This is a genomic window from Pseudomonas sp. FA117, from assembly GCF_057370475.1.
The window spans coordinates 2,092,508-2,104,156 of sequence record NZ_CM170675.1 but is presented as its reverse complement, the minus strand read 5'-3'; the positions used below and the strand labels follow the sequence as shown (position 1 = coordinate 2,104,156).

Here is an 11,649-nt window from a genome sequence, read left to right as displayed (position 1 = left end):
CACCAGGTGTGCAGCCCGCCTCTCAAGAGCGGGCTGCCTTGCGAGCAAACCGGCAAAGTCACCCCATCAACCAGCCCGCGGCAGGTCTGCCAGCACCACCTCGATCTCCCCCAGCACCGCCGGATCGTCCAGCGTCGACGGCGGCAGGTAATCCTGGCCATCGGCAATCTTGCGCAGCACCGCGCGCAGGATCTTGCCGGAGCGGGTCTTGGGCAGGCGCTTGACCAGCCGCACCCGGTTGAAACACGCAAGCGCGCCGATCTGCTCGCGTACCCGGGCGACCAGCTCCGTCTGCACCTGCTGCTCGGAGATGCCCTGTCCATCCTTGAGCACCACCAGCGCCAACGGCACCTGGCCCTTGATCTCGTCGTGCACACCGATCACCGCGCACTCCGCCACCGCCGGATGCTGCGCCACCAGGTCCTCCATCTCGCCGGTGGACAGGCGATGGCCTGAGACGTTGATCACATCGTCGGTGCGGCCCATGATGTAGACGAAGCCATCATCGTCCAGGTAGCCGCCATCACCGGTGTGATAGTAGCCGGGGTAGCTCTGCAGGTAGGCCTGCAGGTAACGTGGATGATCGCCCCACAAGGTCTGGCTGCAGCCAGGCGGCAAGGGCAGCGCGATGACGATGGCGCCCTGCTGGTTCGGCCCGAGCGGCCGCCCGTCATCGTCCAGCACCTGCACGTGATAACCCGGCACCGCGCGATTGCTCGAGCCAGGCCGTGTACCGCAGCCCTCCAGGCCCACGCAGGGTGCGGTGACCGGCCAGCCGGTCTCGGTCTGCCACCAGTGGTCGTGTACCGGTTTGCCGCTGACCTGCTCCAGCCACTGATGAGTGCTGGAATCGAGCTTCTCGCCAGCCAGGAACACCTGGCGCAACGACGCCAGGTCGTGGCGGCGAATCAGTTCGCCGTGCGGATCTTCCTTGCGGATCGCGCGCATGGCGGTGGGTGCGCAGAACAGGGCATTGACCTTGTACTGTTCGACGACCCGCCAGTACGCCGAGGCATCTGGTGTGCGGATCGGCTTGCCCTCGTACAGTACCGTGGTGCAGCCACTCATCAACGGGCCATAGACGATCAGCGAATGGCCGACGACCCAGCCCACATCGGAAATGCCCCACCACACATCGCCCGCCTGCATGCCGTAGACATGCCGCATGGCGTAGCACAGTGCGACCGCATTGCCGCCGTTCTCGCGCACGATGCCCTTGGGTTTGCCGGTGGTGCCGGAGGTGTACATGATGTACAGCGGGTCGCCCGCATCCAGCTCGACCGGTGGTACCGGCGCCGCGCCGGCCAGCGCCGACTGCCAGTCCAGGTCGCGCGCCGGCTGCAGTTCGGCACTGGCCTGTGGACGCTGCAGCACCAGCACATGCCGGGGTTGGTGCCGGGCCAGTTGCAGGGCACGGTCGACCAACGGCTTGTATTCGATCACCCGGTCGAACTCCAGGCCGCAGGAAGCTGTGAGCAACAGCGCCGGACGGGCGTCGTCGATGCGCAGGGCCAGCTCGTTGGCGGCAAAGCCGCCGAACACCACCGAATGCACCGCGCCAATGCGCGCGCAGGCGAGCATGGCCATGGCCGCCTGCGGCACCATCGGCATGTAGATGATCACGCCGTCGCCCCGGCCCACGCCCAGGCTACGCAGCAGGCCGGCCAGGCGCGCGACCTCGTCGCGTAGTTGCCGATAGGTGAAAGTCTGCGCGACACCGGTCACCGGTGAGTCGTAGATCAGCGCCAGTTGCTCACCGCGCCCTTGTTCGATCTGGTGATCCAGGGCCAGGTGGCAGCTGTTCAGGCGTCCATCGGTGAACCAACGGTGGGTGCCGTCGGGGTTGTGCTGGAGGGTCAAAGAAGGTTTGCGATGCCAGGCGAGCTGTTCGGCCTGGGTTTGCCAGAAGCCGGCGGGGTCGGAAATGGAATGGGCGTAGCTGTGCTGGTAGGTCATTGGTTCGCAACCCGGTACTTGTTGTTATTGAAGGGCGAGCATTGAGTATGGATCGCCTCGGCGCGTCCGCCATCGGACTTAAGTCTCAACCCTTGTGCAGATTTGCAATGGCCGGGCACGGCTCTAGAATGTCGCCCTCGCGAACCACAGGTGCACGCCATGCATACCCTCGAAGACCTCAAGGCCGGCCGGCTTCACGGCATCACCCGTCTGGACCTGTGCGCAGGCCTGACGCAGTTTCCAGCCGAGATCTTCACCCTCGCAGACACCCTCGAGGTGCTCAACCTGACCGGCAATGCCCTCAGCGAGCTGCCCGATGACCTGCACCGGCTGACGCGGCTGAAAGTGCTGTTCTGCTCGGAAAACCGTTTCACCCACCTGCCCCATGGCATTGGCCGCTGCGCGCGCCTGGAAACGGTGGGCTTCAAGAGCAACCGCATCGCTCGGGTCGACCCGCAGGCATTGCCACCCGGCCTGCGCTCGCTGGTGCTGACCGACAACCAACTGCAAACCCTGCCGCAACAGATCGGCGACTGCCCCCATCTGCAAAAGCTGATGCTTGCGGGCAACCGCCTGACCGAACTGCCCGACAGCCTTGCCCGCTGCGAACGCCTGGAGTTGCTGCGCATCGCCAGCAACTGCATCAGCGCCCTGCCCGACTGGCTATTGCGCATGCCGCGCCTGGCCTGGCTGGCATACGCCGACAATCCATTGCCGCAGGGACTGCGTGCGCCTGCAACGGAGATCGCCTGCACGCGTATCGACTGGGCGGACGTGACCCTGGGTGATGAACTGGGCCGTGGCGCTTCGGGCCTGATCCACCTCGCGCACTGGCAAGGGCAACAGGCGCCGGTGGCGGTCAAGCTGTACAAGGGCGAGATCACCAGTGACGGCTCGCCCCTGGCCGAGATGGGCGCCTGCCTGGCCGCAGGTGACCATCCACAGTTGGTACGCCTGGTCGGACGCATCGACGATCACCCGCTGCAGCGGCCCGCACTGGTGATGCAACTGATCGACCCGAGCTGGTTCAACCTCGCCGGCCCACCCAGCCTGGACAGTTGCACCCGCGACCGCTATCTGCCCGGGCGCCGCTTTCAACCAAGGGCCGTGCAGCATCTGCTGGCCGGCATCGCCTCGGTGGCCACGCACCTGCATGCCCGCGGGGTCAACCATGGCGACCTGTACGCGCACAACATCCTCTGCGCCGAAGACGGCGAATGCCTGCTGGGTGACTTTGGCGCGGCGTCGTTCCATGCGCCGCAACCGGATTTGGCCGGGCGGGCCATCGAACGCCTTGAGGTGCGCGCCTTCGGGATCCTCGTCGACGAGTTGCTGGACTGCTGCGTTGAAGACGATGCCGGGCTGCGAGACCTTGCCACGCGCTGCCGACAGCCGGATGTGCTGCTGCGCCCGGCATTTGCGCAGCTAGCGCAGGCCCTGCAGCAACCTTGAAGGCCCTGGGCCTGCGAGCAATTACCCGCCCCAATCCGGTGCAAAGCCCCTAGAATGGCTCACCCTCCTGGCAACCCGAGCAGTCAATGGATATCGAACAGGCCCGTACCTTTCTGGAAATCGTGCGCTGCGGCAGCCTGGTCGCTGCTGCCGACCGCCTGTTCGTATCACAGACGGCGATTTCCGCGCGGGTACAGCGCCTGGAGCAGCAACTGGGCTGCCAGCTGTTCGTGCGCAGCCGCAGCGGCGCCACGCTGACCAGCGATGGCGAGGCGTTCGTCACCTATGCCAACCAGCTGGTGCAGACCTGGGAAGCGGCGCGTCGTGACCTGCCACTGCCACAGGGCTGCCAGAAGGTGCTGCACCTGGGCGGTGAGTTCAGCCTCGGCAACCCGCTGATGCTCGACTGGGTCAGCGCCCTGCACCTGGCCCTGCCCGACCAGGCGATCCGCAGCGAGCTCAGCGACGGCGAGGCGCTGTTGCGCAAGGTCGAGATGGGGCTGCTGGATGCCGCGCTGGTCTATCAACCGACCTACGGACCGGGGCTGCAGGTCGAGCAGTTGATGGAGGAAAAGCTGATCTGCATCCGCCGCATCGACCTGCCCGAGCCGTACATCTACATCGACTGGGGCGAGGCGTTCCGCCGCCAGCACGATGCCGCCCTGCCCGATTGCGCACGCGCGGCGCTGAGTTTCAACCTCGGGCCGCTGGCGCTGCAGTTCATCCTCGACCGCGGTGGCAGTGGCTACTTCCGCACGCGGGTAGTCCAGGCCTATCTGGACAGCGGTGTACTGGAGCGGGTGCCGCAGGCGCCGGAGTTCACCTATCCGACCTTCCTGGTGTACGCCCGTGAACGCGACAGCGAAGCGCTGCAGCAGGCACTTGCGCTGCTGCGTCGCCAGGTGGCCGACGGCGTCAGCGACTGGTCACAGCGCTGGGATCCGCTGGTCTGAGCGCGCAGTCGCGGCATTGAGCAGGTGACGCTTGAGGCCGGCGATGAGGTCGGTCTGGGTGATGACCCCGACCAGCCGCTCGTTTTCCAGCACCGGCAGGCAATGCAGGCCCTGTTCGCTGAGCAGCGGCAGCAGGCGCTCCAGAGGATGCTCGCTGCCGACGCTGACCACCCGACGACTCATCACCTGGTCCATGCGCACCACCTTGCGCGCAAACAGGCCACGCCAGCTCAAGCGCCCGCGCGCCATCGCCGGGCCGACCAGGTCGCTGAGGCTGACGATACCGACCAGGCGCCCCTGTTCCAGCACCGGCAGGGTCTGCAGGTGATGGCCGGCGAGCATTTCCCAGGCCTGCTCCAGGGTGGTCCGCGGCGTTGCGAACTGCACGTCGCGCGACATCACCGCCGCTGCGGTGATCCCGCCCAGGCTGCGCTGCAGCGCGTGCTGCTCGGTGGCGAGGATGATGCGTTCGAGCTCGTCGCGGGTGACGTCGACGAACTCGCCCAGTTCTTCCAGTGCCAGGTCCAGGTCTTCGCCGCTGATGCCAACGCGCGCGCCAGGCAGCGGGTCGTGGGTGTGATGCAGGTCTTTGCGCGCCACGGCGCCCTTGGGGTAGCGCACGCCGGTCAGGCGGTTGTACAGCACGGCCACCGTCACCAGGATCAGGGCATTGAGCAGCACCGGCTCGAGCAGATGGTCGCCCAGCGAAACCAGCCCCGGGTCGGCCAGTACCGCACTGACCGCTACCCCGCCACCGGGCGGGTGCAGACAGCGCAGCAGGCACATCAGCAGCAACGAAGCCCCTAGCGCCGCCGCCGCGACCCAGAGTTCCGCGCCCAGTCCCTGGCGCATGGCCAGGCCCAGAAGCGTGGCCACGGCATAGCTGCCCAGCACCGACCAGGGCTGCGCCAGCGGGCCCGAGTGCACGGCGAACACCAGCACTGCCGAGGCGGCGAGCGGGCCGAGCAGGTGCAGGGCGATGGACGGCCCGTAGGCCATGCTGCACAGCCAGCCAGCAAGGAACAGGCCCAGCAGCGCACCGACACCGGCGCGCAGCCATTCCCGCGCAGGGATGTTCAAAGGTGCCGGCAGCAGGCGCTGCAGACGGCTTTCAGGACGCGAGGCAGACATCGAAATAAGTGTGATCGTGGCTCTGGTGGCAAAAAGAAAGCCCAGCCGCTTGGGTCTGGGCCCTGCATTGTCGAAGCAATGACAATTGGCTCCGTCCGTGGAGAGATGGAAACCGGAGGTTTCGTGGCAGGGATTGTGACGGACGCACCGTTTTGGGGCCAACTCAAAAAAGTGCACCTGAACTGCATTTTTTTTGCTGGATCAACGCCCCTTGCGCGGCAACTCGATACTCACCCGCAGCCCGCCCAGGGGGCTCTCCAGCAGAGCGATGCGCCCGCCCCAGGCCTCGACGATGTCGCGCACGATGCCCAGCCCGAGACCATGGCCGTCCACCTGTTCGTCAAGGCGCGAACCGCGCTCGAGCACCTGCTCGCGCGCCTCGTCCGGAATCCCCGGACCATCGTCGTCGACCCACAGCCGATAGCCCTGGTCGGTGGCGGCGATGTTCAACCGTACTTCGCCGTCAGCCCATTTGCAGGCGTTGTCCAGCAGGTTGCCCAGCAGCTCCAGCAGGTCCTCGCGGTCCCAAGGCAGCAGCAGGCCGGGCGGCACATCGTGTTCGAGCAGCAGCCCCTGGCCATGGATCATTCCCAGCGTCGAAAGCAGCCCGGGGAGCTCCGCGTCGCAGTCGAACTGGGCACCCGGCAAGGCATCGCCTGCCAGGCGTGCGCGGTTCAGCTCACGGGCCAGGCGCTGCTGAATCTGCTCCAGTTGCTCGCGCATCTGCGCCTGCACTTCAGGCAGCGGACGCAAACGCTCGCTGGCGGCCAGGCTCAGGAGCACCGCCAAGGGTGTCTTCAGCGCATGCCCCAGGTTGCCCAGTGCATTGCGCGAACGACGCAGGCTGTCTTCGGTGTGGGCCAGCAGGTGGTTGACCTGATCGACCAATGGCTGCAGCTCGCTGGGCACTTCGGCGTCCAGTTGCGAGCGCTGGCCCTGTTGCAGCTGGGCGATCTGCCGACGGGCCCGCTCCAGCGGGCGCAACGAGCGGGTCACGGTGATGCGCTGCAGGACCAGGATCAGCACCAGCGCCAGCACACCCATGCCCACGCCGATCTGCTGCAGGCGCCGAAAGCCCTGGCGCACCGGTGAGTAGTCCTGGGCGACGCTGATCGAGATGTCCCGGCCCAGGCGACGATAGTCGCCGCGATAGGCCAGCAGTTGCTGACCCTCCGGGCCCAGTTCATGACCGTCGTCCAGGCCCGGGCGCTCAGGCTTGGGCATGTCCAGGTCCCACAGCGAGCGGGAGCGCCAGGTGCCCTGGTCGAAGTCGATGCGAAAGTAATACCCCGAGAACGGCCGCTGATAGGCAGCCGACACGCGCCGCTCGTCCAGCTGCAGGCCGTTGGGGCCGCGCACCAGCGCCACCAGCAGGTTCTCGCTCTCCTTGCGCAGGCCGGCTTCCAGGTAACGCTGCAGCCCGGCTTCGAACAGCCACAGGGTCACCTGCGCCACCACCACGCCGACCACCACCAGCACGGCCACCAGGCCAAGGCTCAGGCGCGCCTGGATCGACTTCACCCGTTGCTGCTCCCGGCATAGACGTAACCCTGGCCGCGGCGGGTCTCGATCACGCTGCGCCCCAGCTTGCGCCGCAGGTGATTGACATGGACTTCGAGCACGTTGGAGTCACGCTCGGTTTCACCGTCGTAGAGGTGCTCGGCCAGGTGGCTCTTGGACAGGACCTGCTGTGGATGCAACATGAAGTAGCGCAGCAGGCGAAACTCGGCAGCGGTCAGCTGCACGTCTGCGCCATCGCGGGTGACGCATTGGCGGCCTTCGTCCAGGTGCAGCCCGGCGGCCTCCAGGCGCGGCAGGTTGGCCAGGCCACGGGCACGGCGCAGCAGGGCCTGGATGCGCAGCTGCAGTTCTTCGGGGTGGAAGGGTTTGGTCAGGTAGTCGTCGGCACCGGCCTTCAGGCCTTCGATCCGCTCGGCCCACGACCCGCGCGCGGTGAGGATGAGCACCGGGATCGCCAGTGCGGCGGCGCGCCACTGCGCGAGCACCTCCAGCCCCGGCACACCGGGCAGGCCGAGGTCGAGGATGATCAGGTCATAAGGCTCGCTCTGCCCTTGATACACCGCATCACGGCCGTCGGCCAGCCAGTCCACGGCATAGCCCTGGCGTTGCAAGCTGGCGATCAACTCGTCGGCCAGGGGCACGTTGTCCTCGACAAGCAGCAGGCGCATTCAGTCGTCTTCCTCATCCTTGATCAACGCACCGGTGCGGGCGTCGTACTTGATTTCGCGCACCACCCCGGCCGGGGTCAGCAACTCGACCTCGTACTCGTAGCGGTCGTGTTTCTCCTCGAGTTCGGCCTCGAGCAGGCGCGCCCCGGGGTATCGCCCCAGGGCAGCGTCCAGCAGTTGCTCGAGCGGGAGGATGATGCCCTTCTGACGCAGTTCCAGGGCTTCGTCCTGGTCCAGGTCACGGGCGGTCGCCGGCGAGCAGGCGACCCACAGTGCCAGTGCCAGGTAGGGCACCGCTCGCGGCAGGGTGTTCATCAGTTGTCTCGTTCGTCCTTCAGCACTTCACCGGTCTTGGCGTCCAGGGCCACGTCCCACTCGACGTTCTGGGCGTCACGCAGCTCGACCTTGTACACATAACGGCCGTATTCGTCCTCGAGTTCCGAGTCGGTCACGGTCGAGCCCGGATGTTTGGCCACGGCAGCGGCCTTGAGTTCATCGAGCGACTTGATGGTCTTGGCATTGACCAGCTTGACCACTTCATCGGGCTGCACGTCCTTGGCGAAGGCGGCATTGGCGCCGAAGGTCAGGGCGGCGGCGGTGAACAGGGCAGTCAAAGTTTTCATCGGCTTTCTCCATCGGGATGCGTATGTTGTCTACGGGGTTAAGATTAACCACGCGTCCTTAACTCAACCTGAAAACAGCTGGCGACATGATAGCGCCGTTCACAGGCCCTGCGCGCCTGCCGAATTCGCCATGCCTGCACGCCAGCCCGCCAAGAGACTGCCATGAGCGCCATCCACATCAAGTACCCCGCCCTGACCTTCAAGGCCGGCCGACGCGCCCTGGCGCAGATCCGTGAACGAGGTCTGCGGGCCATCGATGTCGGGGTGCTGCCCGGCGCGGCCGGAGGGCCCAAGCCCCTGGGGATCCAGGGGCTGGACCTGGCGCTGTTCGGCGAGTTGCTGCCCTCGGCGCCGCGTCAGCGCGCGCTGATCGGCGCCTCGATCGGCTCCTGGCGCTTCGCCAGCGCCTGCCTCGACGACCCGGTGGCCGGCCTGCGCCGCCTGGGCGAGCTGTACACCGAACAGGATTTCGCCAAGGGCGTCACCCCCGCGCAGATCAGCCAGAGTTGCCAGCGCATGCTCGACGACCTGCTGCAAGGCCGCGACCGGCAGATCCTCGGCAATGCGCACTATCGGCTGAACATCCTGGTCGTCAAGAGCCATGGCCAGCTCGCCCACGACCACCGCGGGCGACTGGGCATGGGCCTGTCGTCGGTGATTGCCAGCAACCTGCTGGGGCGACCGCGCCTGGCCCGTCACTTCGAGCGCATCATCCTGCACGATGGCCGCAGTGCGCCACCGCTGGACGCACTGACCGACTTTCCCTCGCGCTGCCTGCCACTGGACCTGGACAACCTGCGCCAGGCCCTGCTCGCCTCCGGTTCCATCCCCATGGTGATGGAGGGCGTGCGCGACATCCCCGGTGTCGGCAGCGGCACCTACCGTGACGGCGGGCTGCTGGACTACCACCTCGACCTGCCCTACCAGGGTGACGACCTGGTGCTCTACCCGCACTTCACCGACAAGGTGGTGCCCGGCTGGTTCGACAAGGCCCTGCCCTGGCGCCGCGGCGATGCCACGCGCCTGCAGAACGTGTTGCTGATGACGCCCTCGCCGCATTACCTGGCCGCCCTGCCCTATGGCAAGCTACCCGATCGCGGTGATTTCAAGCGGTTCATGGGCGATGCTGCGACGCGCAAGCGCTACTGGTACAAGGCAATCGCCGAAAGCCAGCGCCTGGGCGACGAGCTGCTCGAACTGGTCGCCACCGGGCGGCTGCATGAACGCCTGCAAGCCTTGTAGCAAGCATGCTGGTAGACTGCGCGCATTATCGATTCATACAGAGTTCTGCCAGCGTGGAAATTTTCAAAGAGTTCACCTTCGAGTCCGCCCACCGCCTGCCACACGTCCCCGAGGGCCACAAATGCGGGCGTCTGCACGGCCATTCGTTCAAGGTCGGCCTGCACCTGACCGGCCCGCTGGATCCGCACACTGGCTGGATCCGCGACTTCGCCGAGGTCAAGGCGATCTTCAAGCCGATCTACGATCGCCTCGACCACAACTACCTGAACGACATCCCCGGCCTGGAAAACCCTACCAGCGAAGTCATCGCCAAGTGGATCTGGGAGCAGGTCAAGCCGCTGCTGCCGGAGCTATCGAAAGTGCGCATCCACGAAACCTGCACCAGCGGCTGCGAATACACCGGCGACTGAACCGCCGGCCGTCAGACCTGTGGCTTGCGATGAGGCGGCACGCCCGGCTGGCTGACCACCAGCGTGAAGCCGCCGCGCTGGCCGATCCAGTCATTGAGATAAGCGACATTCTCCACCTGCCGCCTGACCTGGCGTCCCTTCGGGCTGTAGAGCGTCAGGTTCGGCCATACATCGTTCTCACGCAATGCGGTGGGGTTCAGGCCCGGAATATGCCACAGGGGCGTTCGCTGGGCAGACGTAAGGGTGTATAGCGGAGTGCTCAACTGGATCGGTGGGTCGATGGGCGGCACGAACGAAGTCCCGGCAGGGTCATTGATCTGCACCCTGGCCGGCTCGTTCACGTTCACGCCCGCTGGCGAGCTGGCGCTGTAGAACCCCAGGTAGCCGTTGCGACTGACGTCGAGCCAGTAGTCGAGCTTGGGCCAGGCATGCTCGTTGCGCCCTTCGTAGGCAGGACGGATCTCGTACACATAGCCGTCGGCATGGCGGTAGACTCCAAACCAGAAGCAGTCACTCACATAGCGTTTGTGTGCGTCGTTGCCGAACCAGCCTTCGAGCAGAAACGACTGGATCATCTCCTCGCCGTAGTCCCAACTGGTGATCAGCCAGCCGTCGTCTCCATTCCAGTCATCGAACTCGACCCAGAACGGCCGGAACATGTCACTGTCCTCTTTCCATTGGCCGGCGGTGATGGGGCGGTCATGAAGCTGCCATTGGCAACGCGCGTTGAAACTCAGCAGGGGTTGAAACTCGAGACTGGCCATGCGGCGCTCCTTGAAGTGAGGGAGCGTCAACGCTAGGCAGGCTGGGCGCGGTGCGGCAGCCTGAAGCCTTACCCCAGCGTCTGCTGCAGGAAGGCAGGCGCGATGTAGCGCTGGTAGTGGGCCTCGGAAAGCAGGAAGAACTCGCGGTCGATGGCATCACGCAACTGTGGCAGTTCCCACTCGCGAAACTCCGGCAGCAAGGCCATGCCGTAGGCGTCCAGATCGCGGATCATGCGGGCGCCGCGGGCGATCAACTGATAGGCCCAGCAGTACTCGGACTGGTGCGGCACGAAGCGGATCGAGCGCTGCTCCAGTTGCTGGCGCAGCAGGTCTTTGTCGAACACTTCCAGCTTGGCCATCATCACCTGCACCAGCAACTGCTCCAGGCGCAGCCAGACCGCCCGCTTCTGTTCGTCGTCATAGCCGTTCCAGTTGATCACTTCATGGTGAAAGCGCTTGCAGCCACGGCAGACGGTATCACCGTAGACAGTTGAGCAAAGGCCGACGCAAGGGGTCTTGATGGACTGGCTGGACATGGAAAAACAACGGCTTGGCGGTGGAACACGGCTTCATGTTAGCCCTTTGTCTAACCGCGGTCACTCGTTAAAGTCATCGTCGGCAACTTACCTTCCGTGTTTTTTTGCCGTAGAATCATTCGGCCTTTTCAAGGCAACAATGTCCGTTGGAAGCTGTTTTCAAAGCGTCACGAGCACAGTTCATCCGGTAGAACGGTGTTGGCCAAGGCCATGCTCCCCGCATGGCCCGCGCCAACCCCTCATCAACGCTCCGTTCTACAGGCGTAAAACTTTGAAAGCAGCTTCTGTAAGGATTCTCTGCGACCCTGGCTGGACGGCTCAAAAAGCCGTGATCCGCGCATGGGTGCAGGGAATGCTGGATGAGCGTCCCGGACTCCCTTTAGGGACCACTGA

At 65.5% G+C, this 11,649-nt stretch carries 12 protein-coding genes; 4 read left to right on the top strand and 8 right to left on the bottom strand.

From position 1 onward, the window contains the following. Positions 1-66 precede the first annotated feature (66 nt). Positions 67-1,956: a propionyl-CoA synthetase gene (locus tag AC1TXO_RS09840; protein ID WP_486406123.1), complete on the bottom strand. Its 1,890-nt coding sequence runs from the start codon at positions 1,954-1,956 to the stop codon at positions 67-69. Between the two features lie 159 nt (positions 1,957-2,115). On the opposite strand from AC1TXO_RS09840, the gene AC1TXO_RS09835 reads away from it, so the two are divergent. Together AC1TXO_RS09835 and AC1TXO_RS09830 are read left to right on the top strand one after the other, a co-directional pair. Beyond that, positions 2,116-3,408, top strand: coding sequence for a leucine-rich repeat domain-containing protein (locus tag AC1TXO_RS09835; RefSeq protein WP_486406122.1), 1,293 nt, complete (start codon positions 2,116-2,118; stop codon positions 3,406-3,408). Between the two features lie 86 nt (positions 3,409-3,494). After that, a complete protein-coding gene (locus AC1TXO_RS09830) occupies positions 3,495-4,361 on the top strand; it encodes a LysR family transcriptional regulator (protein WP_486406121.1) in 867 nt (288 codons plus the stop codon). Here AC1TXO_RS09830 and AC1TXO_RS09825 read toward each other — a convergent pair. The 5 genes from AC1TXO_RS09825 to AC1TXO_RS09805 form a co-directional block, all read right to left on the bottom strand. Continuing rightward, entirely contained in the window at positions 4,335-5,492 is a 1,158-nt protein-coding gene (locus tag AC1TXO_RS09825) for an HPP family protein (protein ID WP_486406120.1), read from the bottom strand. The two genes, AC1TXO_RS09830 and AC1TXO_RS09825, sit on opposite strands and share 27 nt — an antisense overlap. 201 nt (positions 5,493-5,693) lie before the next feature. Further along, positions 5,694-7,013 carry an ATP-binding protein gene (locus tag AC1TXO_RS09820; RefSeq protein ID WP_486406119.1) on the bottom strand — a complete coding sequence of 440 codons (1,320 nt, stop codon included), beginning with the start codon at positions 7,011-7,013 and terminating at the stop codon, positions 5,694-5,696. Beyond that, complete coding sequence (locus AC1TXO_RS09815; protein WP_486406118.1) at positions 7,010-7,681, bottom strand: response regulator transcription factor; 672 nt, start codon at positions 7,679-7,681, stop codon at positions 7,010-7,012. The genes AC1TXO_RS09820 and AC1TXO_RS09815 overlap by 4 nt, the downstream gene beginning before the upstream one ends. Further along, positions 7,682-7,996 carry a PepSY domain-containing protein gene (locus tag AC1TXO_RS09810; protein ID WP_486406117.1) on the bottom strand — a complete coding sequence of 105 codons (315 nt, stop codon included), beginning with the start codon at positions 7,994-7,996 and terminating at the stop codon, positions 7,682-7,684. Next, entirely contained in the window at positions 7,996-8,304 is a 309-nt protein-coding gene (locus AC1TXO_RS09805; protein WP_486406116.1) for a PepSY domain-containing protein, read from the bottom strand. The genes AC1TXO_RS09810 and AC1TXO_RS09805 overlap by 1 nt, the downstream gene beginning before the upstream one ends. Before the next feature lie 162 nt (positions 8,305-8,466). Here AC1TXO_RS09805 and AC1TXO_RS09800 point away from each other — a divergent pair, with 162 nt between their 5' ends. Continuing rightward, complete coding sequence (locus tag AC1TXO_RS09800) at positions 8,467-9,546, top strand: patatin-like phospholipase domain-containing protein (protein WP_486406115.1); 1,080 nt, start codon at positions 8,467-8,469, stop codon at positions 9,544-9,546. A 53-nt stretch (positions 9,547-9,599) separates the two neighbouring features. Then, on the top strand, positions 9,600-9,956 hold the full coding sequence (gene queD / locus AC1TXO_RS09795) for a 6-carboxytetrahydropterin synthase QueD (protein ID WP_201210524.1): 357 nt from the start codon (positions 9,600-9,602) through the stop codon (positions 9,954-9,956). 11 nt (positions 9,957-9,967) lie between these two features. Here the strand turns inward: queD and AC1TXO_RS09790 are convergent, their stop codons facing one another. Next, a complete protein-coding gene (locus AC1TXO_RS09790) occupies positions 9,968-10,720 on the bottom strand; it encodes a hypothetical protein (RefSeq protein WP_486406114.1) in 753 nt (250 codons plus the stop codon). A gap of 68 nt (positions 10,721-10,788) precedes the next feature. Then, positions 10,789-11,256, bottom strand: coding sequence for a DUF1289 domain-containing protein (locus tag AC1TXO_RS09785; RefSeq protein WP_486406113.1), 468 nt, complete (start codon positions 11,254-11,256; stop codon positions 10,789-10,791). Between the last annotated feature and the right edge of the window lie 393 nt (positions 11,257-11,649).